At 74.8% G+C, this 21,421-nt stretch carries 20 protein-coding genes; 10 read left to right on the top strand and 10 right to left on the bottom strand.

Annotated features, from left to right (window positions below):
- Positions 1-39: 39 nt before the first annotated feature.
- From AB6N23_RS08305 to AB6N23_RS08290, 4 genes are all read right to left on the bottom strand, one after another.
- On the bottom strand, positions 40-633 hold the full coding sequence (locus AB6N23_RS08305) for a DedA family protein (RefSeq protein ID WP_412865624.1): 594 nt from the start codon (positions 631-633) through the stop codon (positions 40-42).
- A gap of 88 nt (positions 634-721) precedes the next feature.
- The gene (locus AB6N23_RS08300; protein WP_412865623.1) at positions 722-1,678 is read right to left on the bottom strand and encodes a metal ABC transporter permease; all 957 of its coding nucleotides are present in this window, start codon (positions 1,676-1,678) and stop codon (positions 722-724) included.
- Positions 1,675-2,499, bottom strand: a complete 825-nt coding sequence (locus AB6N23_RS08295; RefSeq protein ID WP_412865622.1) for a metal ABC transporter ATP-binding protein — start codon at positions 2,497-2,499, stop codon at positions 1,675-1,677. Before AB6N23_RS08295 ends, AB6N23_RS08300 begins: the two co-directional genes overlap by 4 nt.
- Positions 2,496-3,440: a metal ABC transporter substrate-binding protein gene (locus tag AB6N23_RS08290; protein WP_412865621.1), complete on the bottom strand. Its 945-nt coding sequence runs from the start codon at positions 3,438-3,440 to the stop codon at positions 2,496-2,498. Before AB6N23_RS08290 ends, AB6N23_RS08295 begins: the two co-directional genes overlap by 4 nt.
- Positions 3,441-3,561: 121 nt before the next feature.
- Here AB6N23_RS08290 and AB6N23_RS08285 point away from each other — a divergent pair, with 121 nt between their 5' ends.
- The 3 genes from AB6N23_RS08285 (at position 3,562) to AB6N23_RS08275 (ending at position 5,909) form a co-directional block, all read left to right on the top strand.
- Positions 3,562-4,950, top strand: a complete 1,389-nt coding sequence (locus AB6N23_RS08285; protein WP_378208443.1) for a glycine--tRNA ligase — start codon at positions 3,562-3,564, stop codon at positions 4,948-4,950.
- Positions 4,951-5,129: 179 nt separating this feature from the next.
- On the top strand, positions 5,130-5,648 hold the full coding sequence (locus tag AB6N23_RS08280; RefSeq protein ID WP_412865620.1) for a helix-turn-helix domain-containing protein: 519 nt from the start codon (positions 5,130-5,132) through the stop codon (positions 5,646-5,648).
- Positions 5,649-5,909 carry a hypothetical protein gene (locus tag AB6N23_RS08275; protein WP_412865619.1) on the top strand — a complete coding sequence of 87 codons (261 nt, stop codon included), beginning with the start codon at positions 5,649-5,651 and terminating at the stop codon, positions 5,907-5,909. It abuts the gene before it with no gap.
- Positions 5,910-5,999: 90 nt separating this feature from the next.
- On the opposite strand, the gene AB6N23_RS08270 is transcribed toward AB6N23_RS08275, so the two are convergent.
- Both AB6N23_RS08270 and AB6N23_RS08265 read right to left on the bottom strand, forming a co-directional pair.
- Positions 6,000-6,944 (bottom strand): hypothetical protein, encoded by a 945-nt coding sequence (locus tag AB6N23_RS08270; RefSeq protein WP_412865618.1) that lies wholly within the window; start codon positions 6,942-6,944, stop codon positions 6,000-6,002.
- Positions 6,941-7,342 carry a sigma-70 family RNA polymerase sigma factor gene (locus AB6N23_RS08265; RefSeq protein WP_412865617.1) on the bottom strand — a complete coding sequence of 134 codons (402 nt, stop codon included), beginning with the start codon at positions 7,340-7,342 and terminating at the stop codon, positions 6,941-6,943. Before AB6N23_RS08265 ends, AB6N23_RS08270 begins: the two co-directional genes overlap by 4 nt.
- A 340-nt stretch (positions 7,343-7,682) precedes the next feature.
- Here AB6N23_RS08265 and dusB point away from each other — a divergent pair, with 340 nt between their 5' ends.
- Positions 7,683-8,876: a tRNA dihydrouridine synthase DusB gene (gene dusB / locus AB6N23_RS08260; protein WP_412865616.1), complete on the top strand. Its 1,194-nt coding sequence runs from the start codon at positions 7,683-7,685 to the stop codon at positions 8,874-8,876.
- A gap of 30 nt (positions 8,877-8,906) precedes the next feature.
- On the opposite strand, the gene AB6N23_RS08255 is transcribed toward dusB, so the two are convergent.
- Positions 8,907-9,833 (bottom strand): carbohydrate kinase family protein, encoded by a 927-nt coding sequence (locus AB6N23_RS08255; protein ID WP_412865615.1) that lies wholly within the window; start codon positions 9,831-9,833, stop codon positions 8,907-8,909.
- Positions 9,834-9,911: 78 nt separating this feature from the next.
- Here AB6N23_RS08255 and AB6N23_RS08250 point away from each other — a divergent pair, with 78 nt between their 5' ends.
- Positions 9,912-11,015 carry a carboxylate-amine ligase gene (locus tag AB6N23_RS08250; protein WP_412865614.1) on the top strand — a complete coding sequence of 368 codons (1,104 nt, stop codon included), beginning with the start codon at positions 9,912-9,914 and terminating at the stop codon, positions 11,013-11,015.
- Between the two features lie 39 nt (positions 11,016-11,054).
- Here AB6N23_RS08250 and AB6N23_RS08245 read toward each other — a convergent pair whose 3' ends face one another.
- Both AB6N23_RS08245 and AB6N23_RS08240 read right to left on the bottom strand, forming a co-directional pair.
- Positions 11,055-12,773, bottom strand: a complete 1,719-nt coding sequence (locus tag AB6N23_RS08245; RefSeq protein ID WP_412865633.1) for a glycoside hydrolase family 13 protein — start codon at positions 12,771-12,773, stop codon at positions 11,055-11,057.
- 161 nt (positions 12,774-12,934) lie between these two features.
- Positions 12,935-13,984 (bottom strand): LacI family DNA-binding transcriptional regulator, encoded by a 1,050-nt coding sequence (locus AB6N23_RS08240; RefSeq protein ID WP_412865613.1) that lies wholly within the window; start codon positions 13,982-13,984, stop codon positions 12,935-12,937.
- A 197-nt stretch (positions 13,985-14,181) separates the two neighbouring features.
- Here AB6N23_RS08240 and AB6N23_RS08235 point away from each other — a divergent pair, with 197 nt between their 5' ends.
- From AB6N23_RS08235 to AB6N23_RS08220, 4 genes are all read left to right on the top strand, one after another.
- A complete protein-coding gene (locus AB6N23_RS08235; RefSeq protein WP_412865612.1) occupies positions 14,182-15,414 on the top strand; it encodes a sugar ABC transporter substrate-binding protein in 1,233 nt (410 codons plus the stop codon).
- Between the two features lie 140 nt (positions 15,415-15,554).
- Positions 15,555-17,192 (top strand): ABC transporter permease subunit, encoded by a 1,638-nt coding sequence (locus tag AB6N23_RS08230; protein ID WP_412865611.1) that lies wholly within the window; start codon positions 15,555-15,557, stop codon positions 17,190-17,192.
- Complete coding sequence (locus AB6N23_RS08225) at positions 17,192-18,103, top strand: sugar ABC transporter permease (protein WP_378207922.1); 912 nt, start codon at positions 17,192-17,194, stop codon at positions 18,101-18,103. Before AB6N23_RS08230 ends, AB6N23_RS08225 begins: the two co-directional genes overlap by 1 nt.
- A 98-nt stretch (positions 18,104-18,201) precedes the next feature.
- Entirely contained in the window at positions 18,202-19,500 is a 1,299-nt protein-coding gene (locus AB6N23_RS08220) for a deoxyguanosinetriphosphate triphosphohydrolase (protein WP_412865610.1), read from the top strand.
- A gap of 50 nt (positions 19,501-19,550) precedes the next feature.
- Here AB6N23_RS08220 and AB6N23_RS08215 read toward each other — a convergent pair whose 3' ends face one another.
- On the bottom strand, positions 19,551-19,883 hold the full coding sequence (locus AB6N23_RS08215; protein WP_412865632.1) for a YciI family protein: 333 nt from the start codon (positions 19,881-19,883) through the stop codon (positions 19,551-19,553).
- Positions 19,884-20,007: 124 nt separating this feature from the next.
- On the opposite strand from AB6N23_RS08215, the gene dnaG reads away from it, so the two are divergent.
- On the top strand, positions 20,008-21,421 hold a 1,414-nt coding region (gene dnaG, locus AB6N23_RS08210; protein ID WP_412865609.1), incomplete at its 3' end, for a DNA primase.

Genomic DNA, 21,421 nt, shown 5'->3' with positions numbered 1-21,421 from the left:
GTCCGCCCGGCCCCCCGACCACGACGCCGCGTCCGCGCCTCAGCGCGGGTGCGGCGTCGTCGCGCCGGGGACGGTGCCGCCCGACGCGGTGCCGGCGGCGGCCGCCTCGGCGGCACGGCGACGGCGCGCGCGCACGACGACGAGCGTGACGACGGCGGCGGCGGCGAGCAGCGCGGCCACGCCCCAGGGGGACCCCGCCGCGAGCGCGACGGCACCCCACACGGCCGACAGGCCGATGGTGCCCCAGACCGCCGCCCACGCCGCCGACCCGGGCAGCGACGCGACGGTGAACCGCAGGTACGGCATGCGCAGCAGCCCCGCGGCGGCGAACACGGCGGTCTGCACCCCGACCGTGAGGTAGCCGGCGGTGACCGCGAGCGGGCCCCACCGGTGGACCAGCGCCAGGCCGGTGCGGGCCAGCGGCGTCCCGGCGAACCCGGCGAGCCGGTCGACGGTGCGCTGCCACAGGCGGGGGCCGTGTCGGTGCGTGCCCTCGTACGCCGCGCCGCGGGCGACCGCGCGGCCCGCCCAGTAGGTCGCGTGCGACCGGGCCAGCACGGCGACGAAGAGGATGAGGAGCACGAGCCCCAGGGGCAGGCCGTCGAGGCCGTAGGCACGCACGACCTCCGTCACGCGAGCGATCCTACGTCCGCCCCGCGCGGGCCCGGACGTGACCTGGGTCCCGCCGGCGCCGGCGCCCGCCGCCGGGCGTGGCGCGCCGTCAGCGGTGCGGCGGCGCCGCGGGTGCGGGCGCGCAGTCGTCCGCGGTCGCGCCCGGCACGAGGACGTCGTCGGACATGTCGGGGTGCGGGTCCTCGCCCGGCGCCCGGCGGTGCACCAGCGGACGCACCGCGGCACCCACGGCGTACACGGCGATGGCGAGGACGACGATCGTGGCGCCCGGCGGCACGTCGTTCCAGTACGTCACCGTGAGGCCGACGACGCTCACCGCCACCCCGACGGCGCTCGCCACCGCCATCGTGCGGCCGAACGAGCGCGCGTAGAGCTGCGCGACGGCGACCGGCACGATCATCAGCGCGCTGACGAGCAGCAGGCCCACGACGCGCATCGCGATCGTCACGGTGAGCGCGGCGAGCGTCGCGACGACCATCGACACGAGGCGGACGGGCAGCCCGCTGGCGCGCGCGAACTCCTCGTCGTGGCTGACGGCGAAGAGCACCCACCGCAGGCCGACGCCCACGCCGAGGACGAGCGCGGCGAGCGCGACGGTCCACCACAGGTCCGCGGTCGTGACGGTGGCGATGGAGCCGAAGAGGTAGCTCATGAGGTTCGCGTTCGTGCCGCCGGCGACCTTGATGAGCAGCACGCCGCCGGCGATGCCGCCGTAGAACATGATCGCGAGCGCGAGGTCGCCGCTCGTGCGGCCACGCTCGCGCACGAGCTCGATGACGACCGACCCGATGACGGCCGCCACGACTGCGCCGGGCACGGCGAGCGCGTCGGCGGGGGAGGCGGCGGCCCAGCTGCCCACGAGCCAGCCCACGGCGACGCCGGTGAGGGCCACGTGGCCGATGCCGTCGCCCATGAGCGCGAGGCGGCGCTGCACGAGGAACGTGCCGACCACCGGTGCGGCGGCGCCCACGAGCACGGCCGCGATCAGCGCGCGCTGCATGAGCGGCGAGGAGAGGAGCTCGGCGAGCTCGGTCCACCACGTCACGGTGCCACCCCCAGCTGCAGGTCGGGGCCGTCGGACGGCGGGGCGGGGTCGGCGTGCGGGTGCGTGTGGTCGTGCTCGGCGGACCCGTGCTCGCCGCGTGCGACCGGCGGTGCGCCGTCGTGCACCACGCGGCCGTGCCGCAGCACGACCGCCCGGTCGATGAGCGGCGCGAACGGGCCGATCTCGTGCAGGATCACGAGCACCGTGGTGCCGGCGTCGCGCAGTGCGGCGACGGTCCGGACGAACGTCTCCTGCGTGGGCACGTCGATGCCGGACGTCGGCTCGTCGAGGACGAGCAGGCGAGGGTCGCGGACGAGGGCGCGGGCGATGAGGACGCGCTGCTGCTGGCCGCCCGACAGCTCCTGGACCCGGCGGTGCAGCAGGTGGCCGACCCCCAGCGTCTCGAGCGCGGCGCGGGCGCGGGCGCGCCGGTCGCGCGGCGGGAGGAGGCGCCGGCCGTGCAGCAGGCCCGAGCCGACGACCTCGAGCGCCGTCGCGGGCACGCCGCCGCCGGCGGCCATGCGCTGCGGCACGTACCCCACCTGCTGCCAGGGCACCTGGCGGCCGAGGGGCGCGCCGAGCAGGTGCACCGAGCCGGAGGCGAGCGGGACGACACCGAGCAGCGAGCGGACGAGGGTCGACTTGCCGGACCCGTTGGCGCCGAGCAGGGCCAGCACCTGACCTGCGGGCACCCGGAGGTCGACGCCGCGGACGATCGGGCGTCCGCCGAGGGTCACGTGCACGTCGCGGGCGTCGATGGTGGGCACCGCAGGGGCACCGGCGGCGGGCACCGCGGCGGGGGCGGCGGACGGCGAGGTCACGCGCACGACAATGCCACGCGCAGCTGCTCGAGGTTCTGCTCGGCGACGCCGAAGTAGTCCTGCGCGTCGTCCGTCAGGCCCTCGAGCGGGTCGAGCACGGCCGTGCCGACGCCCAGGTCGGCGGCGAGTGTCTCGGCGACCTTCGGGCTCACGAGCGTCTCGAAGAAGATCGTCGTGACGCCGCTCTCCCGCACCAGGTCCCCGACCTCGCGCAGGCGTGCCGGCGACGGCTCGGCCTCCGGGTCGACGCCCGAGATGCCGACCTGCTCGAGGCCGTAGCGCTCCGCGAGGTAGCCGAACGCCTCGTGCGACGTCACGATCACGTCCCGCTCGCACGTCGCCAGGCCGGTGCGGTACTCCTCGTCGAGGGCCGCGAAGCGCTCGCCGAGCGCGTCGGCATTCGAGCGGTACGTGTCGGCGCCGTCCGGGTCCACCTCGGTGAGCGCGTCGGCGACGGCGTCGGCGACGTCGGGCATGAGCGTCGGGTCGAGCCAGAAGTGCGGGTCGAGCGAGCCGTGCTCGTGCTCGTCGGCGTGCTCCTCGCCCTCGTGCTCGTCGGCGTGGGCGCCGCCCTCGCTCAGGCCGGCGGCCTGCGTCGCGTCCACGACGTGCGCCGGCCGGGTCTGCTCGACCGCCTCGTCCACGGCCGCCTGGAAGCCCGACTGGTAGACGACGACGTCGGCGGACGAGAGGTCGGCGACCTGCGCGGGGGAGAGCTCGAGGTCGTGCGGCTCTGCGCTGGGCGGCGTCATCGACGACACCTCGACGCGGTCACCCCCCACCTCCGCTGCGACGAACTGGAGCGGGTAGAACGACGCCAGCACGGCGACGCGGTCGCCGCCCGTCCCGCCGGAGCCCGCGTCCGTGCCCCCGGAGGAGCACCCCGCGACCAGCAGGGCGGGGACGGCGAGCAGCGCGAGGGCGCGGGAGGACCTGGACATGAGACCGATTCTCAACTACGGCGCGAACGGATGTCAAAACGACCGGTGGCCCGGCGGCTACGCTGTGGCGGTTGTGCCCCGCGGCACCCAGCCGCGGGCTTCCTCGACCCAGGAGAACCCAGTGGCCAGCACCGCCTCCCGCCTCGACGCCGTCGTCTCCCTCGCCAAGCGCCGGGGGTTCGTCTTCCCGAGCGGCGAGATCTACGGGGGCACACGCTCCGCGTGGGACTACGGACCGCTCGGCGTCGAGCTGAAGGAGAACATCAAGCGCCAGTGGTGGCGTGCGATGGTCACCAGCCGCGACGACATCGTCGGCCTCGACTCGTCCGTCATCCTGCCGCGCCAGGTGTGGGTCGCGTCCGGCCACGTCGGCGTCTTCACCGACCCGCTGACGGAGTGCCTGTCCTGCCACAAGCGGTTCCGCGAGGACCACCTGCTCGAGGACTTCGAGGCCAAGAAGGGCCGCGCGCCCGAGGGCGGCCTCGCCGACATCGCGTGCCCCAACTGCGGCACCCGCGGCGAGTGGACCGAGCCGCGCGACTTCAACATGATGCTGAAGACGTACCTCGGCCCGGTCGAGGACGAGTCCGGCCTGCACTACCTGCGCCCCGAGACCGCGCAGGGCATCTTCGTGAACTTCCAGAACGTGCTCACGGCCGCACGCAAGAAGCCGCCGTTCGGCATCGGCCAGATCGGCAAGTCCTTCCGCAACGAGATCACGCCGGGCAACTTCATCTTCCGCACGCGCGAGTTCGAGCAGATGGAGATGGAGTTCTTCGTCGAGCCGGGCACCGACGAGGACTGGCACCAGTACTGGATCGACACGCGCACGCAGTGGTACACGGACCTGGGCATCGCCCCGGAGAACCTGCGCCACTTCGAGCACCCGGCCGAGAAGCTGTCGCACTACTCCAAGCGGACGGTCGACATCGAGTACCGCTTCGGCTTCACCGGTTCGGAGTGGGGCGAGCTCGAGGGCATCGCCAACCGCACCGACTTCGACCTGTCGACGCACGCGCAGCACTCCGGCCAGGACCTGTCGTACTTCGACCAGCAGAAGAACGAGCGGTACGTGCCGTACGTCATCGAGCCGGCCGCGGGCCTGACCCGCTCGCTCATGGCGTTCCTCGTCGAGTCGTACACCGAGGACGAGGCGCCCAACACCAAGGGCGGCGTCGACAAGCGCACGGTGCTGCGCCTCGACCCGCGCCTGGCGCCCGTCAAGGCCGCGGTGCTGCCGCTCTCGCGCAACGAGCAGCTCAGCCCCAAGGCGCGCGACCTGGCCGCGGAGCTGCGCAAGAACTGGAACGTCGACTTCGACGACGCCGGTGCGATCGGCCGCCGCTACCGCCGCCAGGACGAGATCGGCACGCCGTTCTGCATCACCGTCGACTTCGACACGCTCGACGACCAGGCCGTCACCATCCGCCACCGCGACGACATGTCGCAGCAGCGCGTCGCGCTCGACCAGGTCACGCCGTACCTGGCCCAGCGCCTCGTCGGCGCCTGACCGCACGACCGTCCGCGGCCTCCCGGCGCGGCCGGTCGGCAGGTCGCGGGCGGTCGGACGTGTCCGTCGTGGTGGGTGCCCCGCTGCGTCCCCCGAGCCGGGACCCGCGACCGGGACGGACGCCGGTCCGCGGTGCGTCGGGCACTGACGGCTATAGCACCGCGCGCTATAGTCGGCGCATGGGTTCTCGTCGGGACGTGCTCGACCGGGTGATGCGCAGCACGCGTACCACCCAGTCGCAGCTGTCCCGGCTGAGCGGCGTGCACCAGCCGAGCATCAGCCAGTTCCTGTCCGGCAGGGTGGAGTTCAGCGACGACAAGCTCGACCACCTGCTGTCGTGCATGGGGTACCGGCTCGAGGTCGTGCGGCGTCCCGTCGAGCAGTCGCTCACCAGGTCCGAGCGGCGGTCGTGGCTCCTCCACCGTCAGCTCTGCCTGTCGCTGACGCCAGGATCGCTCGTCGACTGGGAACCGGTCGTCCGTACCAACCTCGAGCGGCTGCGCCGGAGCGTCACGGGCGAGCCGCACGTGCGCAACCTCGAGCGGTGGAGCACCATGATCTCGCAGCACGACGTGCGGGGGCTCCGACGGGTCCTGACCGGGCTCGACCGCGACTCGGTCGCAATGCGCGAGGTATCCCCTCTGGGAGGGATCCTCTCGCAGGAGGAGCGCTCGCTCGTGCTCGCGAGCGCGAGCTGAGTGCGCCGCGACCAGCTCGAGCACGCGATCCGGACGGCGTGCCAGGTCATCGGGCATCCCGAGGTGATCGCACCGGGCGGCAGCCGATCGCGCCGTCGCGTGATTGCGGCGCCGCCCGACGGGGGGCGCCGGCCTCGCACGACCTGGTGTGACAGGAACCTCCACAGAGGCCGTCACCGCCACGGCGCCGACATGTCGCAGCAGCGGGTCGCGCTCGACCAGGTCACGCCGTACCTGGCCCAGCGCCTCGTCGGCGCGTGACCGCACGACCCACGCCGGGCCGGCGGGTGCTCCGTGCACCCGCCGGCCCGGCGTCGTCGTGACGGCGTGCGTCGTGGGTCGGGCGTGCCCTCAGAGGTGCGCCCCGAGGGCGACCAGGTCCGCCACCACCTGCTCGACCGGCGCGCCGGGCGCCCACAGGGCGAGCTGGTCGCGCGTGACCGGCAGGCCGTTGACGTACGCGCTGCCGTCCGTGCCGACGAACACCGTGACCGACGGCGACCACAGGACGACCCCGTCCTCCGGCCCGGGGGAGCTCATGTCGAAGACTCCCGAGCCGCCGATCACGAACAGGCTGGCGCCCGAGCCGGCCGGCTCGGGGAACGTCGGGACCTCGACGACGTGGCGCACGGCACCCGTCGCGTCCACGACGCCGGTCGGCAGCACGTGCGCGACACGCGCCCCCGGCATCCACGCCGGCACGGCACCGAGCACCACGTCGACGACGTCCTCCCTCGTGCCGACCGCAAGACCGGTCTGCGCGAAGTAGCCGTCCGCCGGGCCGTGCTCGGCGAGCGTGTCGTCGGGCGACCACCGCAGCGGCATCGGGTACGCGACGTGCCCCGTCGCGTCGAGGATCCCGAACCCGGGGACGTCGCCGTCCACCGTGCCGAACGCGACGGTCTCCCCGGTCGCGGCCGAGCCGATCCCCGTGTCCCACCACGTGCTTCCGTCGGCGAGCGTGCGTGGGACCGCCCCGCGTGCGGCCTGCAGGCCCTCGGCGAGGTCGGCGACGTCCGGTGCGGCGGTCGCGACCGGTGCGCCGGAGTCCGGCGCGGTGGCGTCCGGTGCGGTCGCGGTCGGGGCGTCGGCGGTCGGCGGCGCCACCAGCGCGGCCGTGCCGAGCACGAGACCGACGGCCGTCACGGCGGCGGCGCCGGCCGCGGCGCCCGCGGTGGCGGCGCGCCGGCGCCGACCGCGGGCGATCGTCCGGACCGGGTCGAGCGTCATCGTCGGTGCGTCCCGGTCCGCCCGTGCGCGCAGCGCGGTGGCGACCTCGTCGTCGGTGAGCGTCATCGGGTCTCCTCGGGTCGGGTGCGTGCGGGGGTGGAGGCGGTCGCCGTCCGCGCCACGTCGACCGTCAGGTCCGCGCGGAGGGCGGCGAGCGCGCGCGAGGCGGTCGACTTGACCGTGCCCGTGCTGATGCCCAGGTCCTCGGCCACCTCGCGCTCGGTCAGGCCGACCAGGTGCCGCAGGACGACGACGCGGCGCTGCCGGGGCGTGAGCCGGCCGAGCGCGCGGACGAGGGTGTCGCGGTCGTGCACGGCGCCCGTGCCCGCCGCGGCGGCGTACTCGGGCAGGTCGTCAGGTGCGGTGAGCACCTCCCGCCGCCGGCGCCGCCACGTGTCCGTGCGCAGGTTGACGAGCGTGCGGCGCGTGTACGCCGCCGGTCGCCGCCGCGCACGCGTCCCCACGCGCCGTAGGTCCGCACGAGCGCCTGCTGCACCAGCTCCTCGGCGCGGTGCGCGTCGCCGACGAGCAGCCACGCCGTGCGCAGCAGCGCCGTGCCGGCGTCGGCCATGAAGGCGGTGAACTCGGCGTCGCGGTCCGCGCGACCGCCGCCGTGCGCCGGCAGGACCCGCGGCACCACCGGCGCCGTCTCGCTCGCCGGGGTGGTCGGGGGCAGGGACGCGGGCCCCTCGGGCGGCGGGTGCGTGATGGTCACACCTCCTTCGACGCAGCAGCCTGCCCGAGGGTTGCGACCTCCCGGGGACCACGGGTGAGGTCGGCGGCCGACCGGGTGACAATGGAGCCGTGCAGACCACCACCGCCCCGTCGACCGACGCGCCCGCCGCGGCCCGTCGCGCGCTGCCGCCGCTGCGCATCGGCCCGATCACCGTCGACACGCCGGTCGTCCTCGCGCCCATGGCGGGCGTGACGAACGCGGCGTTCCGGCGCCTGTGCCGCGAGTCGGGCGCCGGCCTCTACGTCGCGGAGATGACGACGAGCCGGGCGCTCGTCGAGCGGAGCCCCGAGTCGCTGCGGATCATCTCGTTCGAGCCGGACGAGGTGCCGCGCTCGGTGCAGGTCTACGGCGTCGACCCGGCGACCGTGGGCGCGGCGGTCCGCATGCTCGTCGAGGAGGACCGGGCCGACCACGTCGACCTCAACTTCGGCTGCCCGGTGCCCAAGGTGACGCGCCGGGGCGGCGGCGCGGTGCTGCCGTGGAAGCGGGACCTGTTCGCGTCGATCGTGCGGGCCGCGGTGGACGCCGCCCGCCCGGTCGGCGTGCCCGTCACCGTCAAGATGCGCAAGGGCATCGACGAGGACCACCTGACGTACGTGGAGGCGGGCCTCACGGCGCAGGACGCGGGCGTCGCGGCGGTGGCGCTGCACGGCCGGACGGCCGCCGACTACTACTCGGGCACCGCCGACTGGGATGCCATCGCGACCCTCAAGGAGGCCGTCACCGACATCCCCGTCCTCGGCAACGGCGACATCTGGTCGGCCGAGGACGCGCTCGCGATGGTGGCGCACACCCGGTGCGACGGCGTGGTCGTCGGCCGCGGCTGCCAGGGACGGCCGTGGCTCTTCGCCGACCTCGCCGCGGCGTTCGCCGGCTCGGACGCGCGCATCCGGCCCGGCCTGGGTGAGGTCGCACGCGTCGTGCACCGCCACGCCGAGCTCATGGTCGACCACTTCGGCGACGAGTCGAAGGCGCTGCGCGAGATGCGCAAGCACATGGCCTGGTACTTCAAGGGGTACGTGGTGGGCGGGGAGCTGCGCGCGCAGCTGGGGCTCGTCTCGTCGCTCGCGGAGCTCGACGACCTGCTGGCGCGGCTGGACCAGGAGCAGCCGTACCCGGGCGCACCGGCCGAGGGTCAGCGCGGACGTGCCGGCTCGCCGAAGCGGCCGATCCTGCCGTACGGGTGGCTGGACTCCCGCGAGCTGTCCGACGAGTTCCGCCAGGAGCTCCACGAGGCCGAGCTGTCCGTCTCCGGCGGCTGACCCGCCGCCCGGCATGGGCCCGGACGCCTGTCAGCGCGGCGTCACGACCACCCGCTCGACGAGCCGCCGCACGGTCCGCGGGGTGGCGTCGGGCGCGCCGAGCCCCGGTCCGGCCACCGCGACCGCGCCCGTCGCCGACGCCAGGGCGAGCGCCTCCGGCACGGGCGCACCCGCGAGCGTCGCCCACAGCAGCCCCGCGGCGAACGCGTCGCCGGCGCCCTCGGCCTGGACGGCCGCGTGCACCGCGGCGGCGCCGACGTCGTACCACCGCGGCACGCCGTCGTCACCGACCGCGACGGCGAGCGCTCCCGCGGCGCCCCGCGTCACCACCGCGAGCCGTGCCCCCTCGGCGAGGCGCGCCCGCAGGTACGCGACGGGGTCCGCCAGTCGCACGTGGCTGGCGAGGATGACGTCCGCCGCGGCGGTGAACGCCCGCGCGTAGGGTCCCGTGCCGTCGTCGTCGTGCACGTCGCACCACACCGGGACGCCGGCGGCCCGGGCGGCGTCGAGCACCGGCCGGCTGTGCTCCGCGAGGTCGACGACCGCCGCGTCGGCGCCCCGCAGCAGCTCCGCGACCGGGCGCGCCGCACCGGACGGCACCGCGTCGGGCAGCGTGAGGTAGACGGACAGCCGGGAGCCGTCGTCGGCGACGAGGTTCACGTGCCGCTCGCTCGCGCGCCCCGCGGCGGGCACGGCGACGACCTCCAGGTGCGGGCGCTCCAGCGCCGCGCGGATGCGGCCGGCGGCGTCGTCCTCGCCGAGCACGGTCCGCAGGGTCACGTCGACGCCGAGCGCCGCGAGCGTCACCGCCTTGCCCGCCGAGGTCCCTCCCAGCCCGTCGGCCCAGCCGTCGGCCGAGACCGTGTGCGGTCGCGGCTCCGGGAGCGTGGCGACGCGCACCGTGAGGTTCCAGCTCGCGGGGCCGGTGACGAGCACGCGGTGCGGGACCTCGGGCACGTCGCGAGCGTACGTCGACCGCGTCGGGGCGTCACCCGTCGCCGCGCGCCGCGCGCCCGGACCCGACAGACTCCCGCCATGCGAACGGTCGGGGTCGAGGAGGAGTACCTGCTGGTGGGCCCGGACGGGGCGCCCGCCGGTGCGGCGGCGGCAGCCCTGCGGGCCTACGAGCTGCGCGGCGGCACCCCGGAGCCGGAGCCGGAACCCGGCGGCGGCCTCGAGGGCGAGCTGAAGGAGCAGCAGCTGGAGACCGGCACCCACCCGTGCGAGGACCTCGACGCGCTCGCGGACGAGGTGCGCGCCGGCCGCACGCGCGCCCGCGCCGCCGCCGACGCGGTGGGCGTGCGCCTGGCCGCGGTCGCGACGTCACCCGTCGCGGGGGAGAGCACGCTGTCGCGCGGGGCGCGCTACCACCACATGGCGCGCGAGTACGCGCTGACGCTGCGCGAGCAGCTGACCGGCGGTTGCCACGTCCACGTGCGCGTGGCGGACGACGACGAGGGTGTCGCGGTCCTCGACCGCATCGGCCCCTGGCTGCCGGTGCTGCTCGCGCTGAGCGCCAACTCGCCGTACTGGCGCGGCGAGGACTCGGGCTACGCGAGCTTCCGGTCGCAGGTCTGGAACCGCTGGCCGAGCGCCGGGCCCACGGCACCGTTCGGCAGCGCGGCCGGCTACCACCGGGTCGTCCAGGACCTGCTCGACACGGGCGCCGCCCTCGACCACGGCATGATCTACTTCGACGCCCGGCTGTCGCACGCCTACCCGACGGTCGAGATCCGCGTCGCCGACGTGTGCCTGCGGGGCGGCGACGCGGTGCTCGTCGCGGCCCTCGCACGCGGGCTCGTCGAGACGGCCGCCCGCGAGGCGGCCGACGGTGTGCCGCCGCTGGTCGACCGGGTGGAGCGCCTGCGCGCCGCCACGTGGCGCGCGGGCCGGTCCGGCGTGACGGGCGACCTCGTCGCCCCGCCGGCGTTCCGCCCGGCACCCGCGCGTGACGTCGTCCGGAGCCTGCTCGAGCACGTGCGGCCGGCGCTCGCGGACCACGGCGACGTCGAGCGGGTCGAGACGCTGCTCGACGAGCTGTGGGTGCGCGGCACCGGCGCGACGCAGCAGCGTGCGTGGTTCCGCGCCGGTGGCCCGGCCGCGGTCGTCGACGGGGCCGTCGCGGCGACGGCGGACTGATCGCTCCGTCCGCCGTCGCCGCGCGGGTCGGTCCGGCCGTCAGACGCCGGCGCGCACCCAGGCGGTCGTCGCGCCCGGCACGGTCGGCGCCTCCGCGCTGCCCCCGAGCGGCCCCGAGGCGACGAGCACCTGCGTCCCGGCCGGCAGCGGGACCTCGTCGTCGCCGAGGTTCGCGACCACGACGACGTCGCGGTTCGCGAACCGCAGGACGTGCGGGTCCTGGTCGAGCCAGCGCAGGTCGCCGGCGCCGAGCTGCTCGCTGCGGCGCAGGCCGAGGGCCGCCCGGTACAGCTCGTACGTGGAGCCGGCGCGGCCACGCTGCTTGTCGGCGGCGAGCTCCGCCCACGCCGCCGGCTGCGGCAGCCACGTCGCACCCGTCGGCGAGAAGCCCATGCCCGGCGCGTCGCCCTCCCACGGCAGCGGGACGCGGCACCCGTCGCGCCCCCGCTCGACCCCGCCGGTGCGGAAGAAGGCGGGATCCTGGCGCAGGCCGTCCTCGAGCGCGGTGTGGTCGGGCAGGCCGAGCTCCTCGCCCTGGTACACGTAGGCCGAGCCGGGCAGGCCCAGCATCAGCAGCGACGCCGCACGGGCGCGGCGCAGGCCGAGCTCGGCGTCCGGCTGCTCGTCGCCGTGACCGATGCCGTTGGGTCGGTGCGTCGGGTCCGACAGGCCCATGCGGGAGGCGTGCCGGACGACGTCGTGGTTGGAGAGCACCCAGGTGGTGGGGGCGCCGACGGCGTCGTTCGCCGCGAAGGACGCGGCGATGACGCGACGCAGCGCGGGCCCGTCCCAGCCGGCGGCGAGGAACGCGAAGTTGAAGGCCTGGTGCATCTCGTCGGGGCGCACGTAGCGGGCCAGGCGGGAGAGCGGCTCGACCCACGCCTCGGCGACCATCGCCCGGTCGCCCTCGTACTCGTCGAGGACCGACCGCCACGCGCGGTAGATCTCGTGCACGCCGTCCTGGTCGAACATGGGGCCGTGGTTGCCGGAGCCGTTGACGGCGTCGGCGTCGTCCGTGCCCTCGATCATCGACACGTGGCCGTGCCAGTCGGGCAGGCCCGCCTCCTTGACCATCCCGTGCGCGACGTCGACGCGGAACCCGTCGACGCCCCGGTCGAGCCAGAAGCGCAGGATCTGCTCGAACTCGGCGCGGACCTCGGCGTTCTCCCAGTCGAGGTCCGGCTGCTTGCTGTCGAACAGGTGCAGGTACCACTGGCCGGGCGTGCCGTCGGCGTCGGTGGTGCGCGTCCACGCGGGGCCGCCGAAGATGGAGTCCCAGTTGTTGGGCGGCAGCTCGCCGTCGGCGCCGCGGCCGTCGCGGAAGACGTAGCGCGCCCGCTCGGGGGATCCGGGTGCGGCGGCGAGCGCCGCCTGGAACCACACGTGCTCGTCGCTCGTGTGGTTGGGCACCAGGTCGACGACGACGCGCAGGCCGAGCTCGTGCGCGCGTGCGATGAGGGCGTCGGCGTCCGCGAGCGTGCCGAACAGCGGGTCGACCTCGCGGTAGTCCGCGACGTCGTAGCCGGCGTCCGCCTGCGGCGACCGGTAGAACGGCGAGAGCCAGACCGCGTCCACGCCGAGCTCGGCGAGGTGGCCGAGCCGAGCGGTGACGCCGGGCAGGTCGCCGATGCCGTCGCCCGACGCGTCGGCGAACGAGCGGGGGTAGACCTGGTAGATGACGGCGTGGCGCCACCACGGGCCGGCGGGGTCCTCGGCGCGGTGCACGAGGGCGGCGTCGGGGAGGGCGTCGAGGGTCACGTCGAGGGTCACGGGAACCTTCCTGGGTCTGCGTGTGGGTCCGGGTCCGGGTCTGGGGCCGGTCCGCGTGCGGGGCGCGCACGCGCAGAGGCGTGGCGCAGGGGCCAGCGCCGCGTGCCGCGGGGGCCGGTCGGGGGAGGGGCGGCGGCTGCCGCCCGGTGTCAGAGGCTCGCGGGAGCCGTCTCGGCGGTGGTCGCCGCGTGCTCGGGCGCGGAGCCCGTCGAGCCGCGGACGACGAGCTCGGGGTGGAACAGCAGCTCGGCGCGGGCGGCCGGCGTGCCGGTGATCTCGCCCACGAGCGCGGACACCGCCGCGTGCCCCATGGCGGCGACGGGCTGGCGCACCGTCGTCAGGGGCGGGTCGGTGAACGCGATGAGCGGCGAGTCGTCGAAGCCCACGACGGAGACGTCGTCGGGCACCGACAGTCCCAGGGTACGCGCGGCGCGGACGGCACCGAGCGCCATCATGTCGGACCCGCACACGACCGCCGTGTGCCCGGAGCGGAACAGCTCGGTGGCGGCGGCGTGCCCGCCCTCGACCGTGAACAGCGTCGAGACGACGTGCGGGTCGGGGTCGGTGACGCCCGCGTGCCGCTCCAGCAGCTCGGCGAACGCCTCGCGCTTGCGCCGGGCCGGCACGAACCGGGTGGGCCCGATCGCGAGCCCGATCGAGCGGTGCCCGAGCGACCACAGGTGGCGGAACGCCTGGTCCATGGCCGCGGTGTCGTCGGTCGACACGGCCGGCGCGTCGACGCCCTCGGCGAACCCGTTGACGAGCACCAGGGGGACGCCGCGCCCGCGCAGGCGGTGGTAGCGGTCCTTGCTGGCGGAGGTGTCGGCGTGCAGACCGGAGACGAAGACGATGCCGTCGACGCCGTGCTCGAGCAGCAGCTCGACGTACTGGTCCTCGGTGGTGCCGCCGGGCGACTGGGTGCACAGCAGCGGCGTGTACCCGCGGTCGGTCAGCATCGTCTCGATGACCTGCGCGAACGCGGGGAAGACCGGGTTGCTGAGCTCGGGCACGACGAGGCCGACGAGCCCGGCGGACCGCATGCGCAGCTTCTCCGGACGCTCGTAGCCGAGCACGTCGAGGGCCGCCAGCACCGCCTGGCGGGCCTGTGCGGACACGCCGTGCTTGCCGTTCAGCACCCGCGACACGGTCGCGGTGCTCACCCCCGCCTGCTCGGCGAGGTCGGTCAACCGGGTACGCACAGGCGGCAGCGTAGTAGGGGACACGGGACCTCCTCGTCCTCCGCACGGCGGGTCTGCCGCAACGCCGCCTGAAATGCTGTCTGAAAGTTACCGTAACGAGTTGCAAGAGCCGTGGCAAACGTCGTACGTTCTGCGCCACCAGGCCAGCGTCGGCACCGTCGACGCGCGGCGACGGCACCGACAACAGGAGATCAACGATGCGACGGAGCATCCCGGCCGCGGCGGCGACGCTCGGCCTCGCGCTCACCCTCGCGGCGTGCGCCGGGGGCGGCACCGAGACCCCCGAGGCGACCACCTCGGCCACCGCCGACGGCGGCAGCAGCGGCGACCTGGTCGTCTGGGTCGACGAGACCCGCCAGGCGGCCGTCGACGAGGCCGCGACGGCGTTCGAGGAGGAGAACGACGTCACGGTCGACGTCGTCCTCAAGAACTTCGAGGACATCCGCGCCGACTTCCTCGCGCAGGTGCCGACCGGCGAGGGCCCGGACATCACGGTCGGGGCGCACGACTGGCTGGGCGAGCTCACCCAGAACGGCGTCGTGGCGCCCATCGAGCTGGCCGACCGCGCCGCCGACTTCGAGCAGGTCGCGGTCGAGGCCTTCACGCAGGACGGTCAGGTCTACGGCCTGCCGTACGCGATCGAGAACATCGCGCTCATCCGCAACACCGCCCTCGCCCCCGCCGCCCCGGCGACGTGGGACGAGGCCGTCGCGGCCGGCCGTGCGGCGGGCACGCCGCACCCGCTGCTCATCCAGACCGGCACCGAGGGCGACCCCTACACGTACTACCCGCTGCAGACGTCGTTCGGCGCACCCGTCTTCACGCAGAACGAGGACGGCTCGTACTCGCCGGAGCTCGCCATGGGCGGCGAGCCCGGGCACGCGTTCGCGCAGTGGCTGCAGGCGCAGGGCCAGGCCGGCGTCCTGAAGACCGACATCACGTACGACATCGCGGTCGAGGCGTTCAAGAACGGCGAGTCGCCCTTCATCGTCGGCGGCCCGTGGATGCTCGAGCAGTTCGAGGGCCTCGAGCTGTCGATCGACCCGCTGCCGTCGGCCGGCGGGCAGCCGGCCCAGCCGTTCGTCGGCGTCCAGGGCTTCTACGTCTCGGCGCAGAGCGAGAACGCGCTGCTCGCGAACGACTTCCTCGTCAACTACATCGCGACCGACGAGGCGCAGCTCGCGCTGTACGAGGCGGGCAACCGTCCGCCCGCCCTCTCGTCCGCCGCCGAGACCGCGTCGCAGGACCCGGTGACCGCCGGCTTCGCCGCCGTCGGCGCCGAGGCCGTGCCGATGCCGTCGATCCCCGAGATGGGCTCCGTGTGGGCGTTCTGGGGCGTCACCGAGGCCAACATCCTGTCCGGCGCGGCCGAGCCCGTCGCCGCCTGGGACAAGATGATCGCCGACATCCAGGGAGCCATGGGCTCCTGACCCCGCACGACGGCGGCGCGCCGCACGGTCCCGAGGCCGTGCGGCGCGCCCGCCACGGGGTGGTGCGCACCGGTCCGCCGTGACGCACCGCCCGTCCCCCGGGGCGTGAGGACGCGCCCGCCAGCCCGTACGGAGGCCTGATGTCCACCCAGTCCACGCTCGACGACACCTCGACCGCCGCCGGCGACGGCGACGCGCCGGGCCGGCGGCGCCGCCGGCGCTCACCGGGAACGCCGCACGCGTCGGGCACGGTCGGCGGCCTCGTCGCCAAGCTCGTCCTCATGGCGGTCGTGAACGCCTTCGGGGTGTTCGCGGTCCTCGCGGCCTGGCGCGAGGAGTCCTACGGGATCCTCGCGGCGATGGTCGCGCTGCTGCTCGCGGCCGACTGGGTCTACTTCTCGCGGCGCACGCTGCCGTTGAAGTACGTGCTGCCCGGCCTCGCCTTCCTGCTCGTCTTCCAGGTGTACGTGGTCGCGTACACGGGCTGGGTCGCGTTCACGAACTACGGCGACGGCCACAACTCGACGAAGGAGCACGCGATCGAGGCGCTGCTCGTGCAGAACGAGCGCCGCGTCGAGGGCTCCGCGACCTACCCGATCACGGTGGTCGAGCGCGACGGCGCGCTCGGGTTCGCGCTCGTCGACGAGGACGGCGACGTCCGCGTGGGCACGGCGGACGCGCCGCTGGCGCCGGTCGACGGCGCGACGACCGACGGCGACGCCGTGACGGCCGTGCCGGGCGCCCAGGTGCTCGACCGCCGCCAGGTGCTCGAGCGTCAGGACGAGGTGACGACGCTGCGCGTCCCGTTCTCCGACGACCCGGAGGACGGCGCGATCCGCACGCAGGACGCGCGGACCGGCTACGTCTCCACGTCGGCCCTCGAGTACGACGCCGAGGCCGACACGATGACGGACGTGACGACGGGCACGGTGTACGCGCCCGACGACGACGGCTGGTTCGTCGCGCCGGACGGGCAGCGGCTCAACGTCGGCTGGCGCGTCCCCGTCGGGTTCGACAACTTCGCGACGGCGTTCGGCGACAGCCGGTACGCCGGGCCGTTCCTCAAGATCCTCGCGTGGACCTTCGCGTTCGCGATCCTGTCGGTCGTCACGACGTTCCTGCTGGGGCTGTTCCTGGCGATCACGTTCAACGACACGCGGCTGCGCGGGCGCCGGGTCTACCGGACGCTGCTGATCTTCCCGTACGCCATCCCCGGCTTCCTGGCCGCGCTGCTGTGGTCGGGGATGCTGAACCGGTCGTTCGGGTTCGTCAACCAGGTGCTCCTCGGCGGCGCGGACGTGCCGTGGCTGACCGACCCGTGGCTGGCGAAGCTGTCCGTGCTGCTGGTGAACCTGTGGCTCGGGTTCCCGTACATGTTCCTCATCTGCACGGGCGCGCTGCAGTCGCTGCCGGGGGACGTGATGGAGGCGGCCAAGGTCGACGGCGCGGGGCGCTGGCGCACGTGGCGCTCGGTGACGCTGCCGCTGCTGCTGGTGGCCACGACGCCGCTGCTCATCTCGTCGTTCGCCTTCAACTTCAACAACTTCACGCTCATCTACATGCTCACGAACGGCGGGCCGCGCTTCGCGGACGCGTCGGTGCCGCTCGGCCACACGGACATCCTCATCTCGATGGTCTACTCCGTGTCCGGCCTCGACGGCACGGCCGCGAAGAACTACGGCCTGGCCAGCGCCCTGTCGATCGTCATCTTCGCCATCGTGGCGACGATCTCGGCGATCACCTTCAAGCGCACCAAGCAGTTCGAGGAGATCAGCTGATGGCCACCACGTCCGCCGCGCCCCGCGTCCGGCCGAGCACCGCGCGCACCGCGCAGCCGCGCATGTCGGCGCGCAGGTGGTTCTCCGAGCTCGGGTGGCGCCACCTCGTCGGCGTCGTCGCCGTCGTCTTCGCGATGTTCCCGATCGTCTACGTCGTGTCCGCCGCGCTGTCCGAGGGCGGCACGCTCACCGGCTCGAACCGCCTGTTCGGCGACGTGTCGGGCGCCAACTTCGCCGCGCTCGGCGACTCGATGTTCTGGACGTGGCTCGCGAACACGCTGCAGATCGCGGTCGCCACGGGCGTCGGCACCGTGCTCATGGGGGCGTCGGCCGCGTACGCCTTCTCGCGGTTCCGGTTCCGGGGGCGACGCGCCGGCCTCACGGCCCTGCTGGTCATCCAGATGTTCCCGCAGATGCTCGCGTTCGTCGCGATCTTCCTGCTGCTCATCGGGCTCGGCAACGTCCTGCCGGTGCTCGGCCTGAACAGCAAGCTGGCGCTGATCGCCGTGTACCTCGGCGGCGCGCTGGGCGTGAACACGTTCCTCATGTACGGGTTCTTCAACACCGTGCCGCGCGAGCTCGACGAGGCCGCCAAGCTGGACGGCGCCACGCACGCGCAGATCTACTGGGGGATCATCCTGCGCCTGGTCACGCCGATCCTCGCGGTCGTCGGGCTGCTGTCGTTCATCAGCACGTTCGGCGAGTTCATCATCGCCCGGCTCGTGCTCCAGTCCGAGCGCAGCTGGACCGTCGCCGTCGGCCTCTACGGCTGGGTGTCGTCGCTGCTCGAGGCGAACTGGGGCCTGTTCGCCGCCGGCGCCGTCATCGCCGCCGTGCCCGTGCTCCTGCTGTTCCTCTTCCTGCAGAAGTACATCGTCGGCGGCCTGACCGCCGGCTCCGTGAAGGGATGAGCCCCGGGCGTGACCGGCGGGGCACGACCGCCGGTCACGCCCGGTCACCGCACGCCCGGACACCTCGTGCGTCGGTGCCCGCAACTACGCTGGACGGCGTGACCACGCTCGACGACCTCGCCCGCCTGCGCGCGGACGGCGACGGCTACGTCGACGCGGACCGCGAGCGCTGGCTCCCCGAGGGCTCGAAGTCGCGCGAGCGGACGCCGTTCGAGCGCGACCGCGCCCGCATCGTGCACTCGTCGGCCCTGCGTCGCCTCGGCGCGAAGACCCAGGTGCTCGGCCCGTCGTCCGACGACTTCGTGCGCACCCGCCTGACGCACACGCTCGAGGTGGCGCAGGTGGGCCGCGAGATCGGCAAGGCCCTCGGCTGCGACCCCGACGTCGTCGACACGGCGTGCCTGGCGCACGACCTGGGGCACCCGCCGTTCGGCCACAACGGCGAGCGCGCGCTCGCCGGCCTCGCGCGCGGCATCGGCGGGTTCGAGGGCAACGCGCAGACGCTGCGCCTGCTCACGCGCCTCGAGCCGAAGGTCGTCGGTCCCGACGGCCGGTCGGTCGGGCTGAACCTGACACGCGCGAGCCTCGACGCGTCGGTGAAGTACCCGTGGCGCTTCGGGCAGGGACCGGTCAGCCCCGCGACCGGCCGCCCCACGCACAAGTTCGGCGTGTACGAGGACGACCTGCCGGTGTTCGCGTGGCTGCGCCAGGACGCGCCGGACGGGCGCAAGTGCCTCGAGGCGCAGGTCATGGACCTCGCGGACGACATCTCGTACTCGGTGCACGACGTCGAGGACGCCGTCGTCGGCGGCCGCTTCGACCTGGACGTGCTGAGCGTCCCGGACGAGCGCGCGCGCATCGTCGACGCCGTCGGCACCTGGTACGGCGACCAGGTCGACCCCGCCGGTCTCGAGGGGGCGATGGACCGCCTCGTGGCGGCACGCCTCTGGGAGCCCGGGTTCGACGGGTCGCGCGGCGCGCTCGCGGGCCTCAAGGACGCGACGAGCCAGCTCATCGGCCGGTTCGCGCAGGCGGCGCAGCTCGCGACCCGGGAGCGGTACGGGCCCGGGCCCCTCACGCGGTACGCGGCCGAGCTCGTCGTGCCGCTGGAGACGGTCGCCGAGATCCTCGTGCTCAAGGGCATGGCGGTCGCGTACGTGATGGCGCCCCGCGAGCTCGAGCCGCTGTACCAGCGCCAGCGGGAGATGCTCGCCGACCTCGTCGAGGTGCTGTCGGACCGTGCGCCGGGCGCGCTCGAGCCGCCGTTCGCCGCGGACTGGCGCGCCGCGGCGGACGACGCCGAGCGGCTGCGCGTGGTCGTCGACCAGGTCGCGTCGCTCACCGACGTCTCGGCCGCGGCGGTGCACGCACGGCTCGTGCGCCCGCCGCGGCACTGACGTCGCGGTGCCCGTCCGCCCGGCTCGGTCGCCCGGCTCGGTCGTCCGCTTCAGTCGCCCGCGTCGAGGGGCCACACCGGGCGCACCTCGACGCGGCCCAGGCGCGCCATGGGGTGCGCCGCCGCGACCGCGATCGCCTCGTCGAGGTCGGCGCACTCGATCACGTCGTAGCCGGCGATCGTCTCCCGCGTCTCCGCGAAGGGGCCGTCGGTGACGAGGACGTCGTCGCCGCGGCGCCGCACCGTCGTCGCCGCCTCGACGGGCCGCAGCCGGTCGCCGTGCTTCCACACCCCCCGCGCGCCGACGTCGGCACCCCACGCCTCGATGTCGACGTCGCCGGGACGCGGCTCCTCGCCCTCGGGATCGGTGCAGATGAAGAGCATGTACTCCACGGCGGACCTCCTCGTCGGTGCCGGGACCTCGTGACCCGGACGCCACCCTGACGTGCGGGCGTCCCCGCATTCGACACCGACGTCGCACCGACGCGCGACGCCTAGACTCACGCCCGTGGCGGGACGCATCCGACGGGAGGACGTGGAGGCGGTCCGCGAGCGTGTCCGGATCGAGGACGTCGTCGGTGCGCACGTCGCGCTGCGGTCCGCCGGCGTCGGCTCGCTCAAGGGCCTGTGCCCCTTCCACGACGAGCGGACGCCGTCCTTCCACGTCCGCCCGCAGGTCGGCCGCTACCACTGCTTCGGCTGCGGCGAGGGCGGTGACGTCATCTCCTTCGTGCAGAAGGTCGACGGCCTCGGCTTCACCGACGCGGTGGAGCACCTGGCGTCGCGCGTCGGCATGGAGGTCCGCTACGAGGACGGCGGCCCGGCGCGTCCCGGCGAGGAGCCCGGCCGGCGCCGCCGCCTGCTCGACGCCCACCGCGTCGCGGAGGAGTTCTACCGCGAGCAGCTGCTCACGCCCGCCGCGGCGCCGGGGCGCGCGTTCCTCGCCGAGCGCGGGTTCGACCGCAGCGCCGCCGAGGACTTCGGCGTCGGCTTCGCCCCGCAGGGCTGGGACGGCCTGCTGCGCCACCTGCGCGGGCGCGGCTTCACGGAGGCGGAGCTGACCGCGTCCGGCCTCGTCAGCCAGGGGCAGCGCGGGATCTACGACCGGTTCCGCGGTCGGCTGGTCTGGCCGATCCGGGAGGTGACGGGGGAGACCGTCGGGTTCGGCGCCCGTCGGCTGCTCGACGACGACAGCGGCCCCAAGTACCTCAACACCCCCGAGACGCCGCTGTACCGCAAGTCCCACGTCCTGTACGGCATCGACCTGGCGAAGCGGGAGATCTCCCGCGAGCGGCAGGTCGTCGTCGTGGAGGGCTACACCGACGTCATGGCGATGCACCTGTCGGGCGTGCGCACCGCCGTCGCGACGTGCGGCACCGCGTTCGGCGGGGACCACGCGCGGATCGTGCGCCGGCTGCTGGGCGACGGGGGCGGCGCCGGCGGCGTGCAGCTCGTCGGCGGCGGGTCCGTCGGCGGCGCGGTGGTCTTCACGTTCGACGGCGACGCCGCCGGGCAGAAGGCCGCCCTCCGCGCGTTCGGCGAGGACCAGTCCTTCACCGCGCAGACGTTCGTCGCGGTCGAGCCGTCCGGCATGGACCCGTGCGACCTGCGCCAGGCGAAGGGCCCGGACGCCGTGCGCGCGCTCGTGCAGGCGCGGCAGCCGCTGTTCGAGTTCGTCATCCGGTCGACGCTCGCCGCGCACGACCTCACGACCGCCGAGGGACGCGTGGGCGCGCTGCGCGCCGCGGCACCCGTCGTGGCGGGCATCCGGGACACGGCGCTGCGTCCCGAGTACGTGCGCCTGCTCGCCGGCTGGCTCGGCATGGACGACCAGGACTCGGTGCGGCGCGCCGTGCAGGACGCGGTGCGACGGGGTGCGGGCCGCACGGGCGGCGACGGCCGCGCGTCGCAGCGCCCGGACG

The sequence above is a fragment of the Cellulomonas pasadenensis genome, from assembly GCF_047229365.1.
GTDB lineage: Bacteria > Actinomycetota > Actinomycetes > Actinomycetales > Cellulomonadaceae > Cellulomonas.
Note: the sequence above shows the minus strand (reverse complement) of the source record. Positions and strands in the feature narration are given on the sequence as shown.

Coding starts and splice junctions, on each gene's coding strand:
- AB6N23_RS08290 (WP_412865621.1), bottom strand. CDS start 3,440: ATGTCCAGGTCCTCCCGCGCCCTCGCGCTGCTCGCCGTCCCCGCCCTG.
- AB6N23_RS08280 (WP_412865620.1), top strand. CDS start 5,130: ATGGGTTCTCGTCGGGACGTGCTCGACCGGGTGATGCGCAGCACGCGT.
- AB6N23_RS08270 (WP_412865618.1), bottom strand. CDS start 6,944: ATGACGCTCACCGACGACGAGGTCGCCACCGCGCTGCGCGCACGGGCG.
- AB6N23_RS08250 (WP_412865614.1), top strand. CDS start 9,912: ATGCGAACGGTCGGGGTCGAGGAGGAGTACCTGCTGGTGGGCCCGGAC.
- AB6N23_RS08235 (WP_412865612.1), top strand. CDS start 14,182: ATGCGACGGAGCATCCCGGCCGCGGCGGCGACGCTCGGCCTCGCGCTC.
- AB6N23_RS08230 (WP_412865611.1), top strand. CDS start 15,555: ATGTCCACCCAGTCCACGCTCGACGACACCTCGACCGCCGCCGGCGAC.
- AB6N23_RS08225 (WP_378207922.1), top strand. CDS start 17,192: ATGGCCACCACGTCCGCCGCGCCCCGCGTCCGGCCGAGCACCGCGCGC.
- AB6N23_RS08215 (WP_412865632.1), bottom strand. CDS start 19,883: ATGCTCTTCATCTGCACCGATCCCGAGGGCGAGGAGCCGCGTCCCGGC.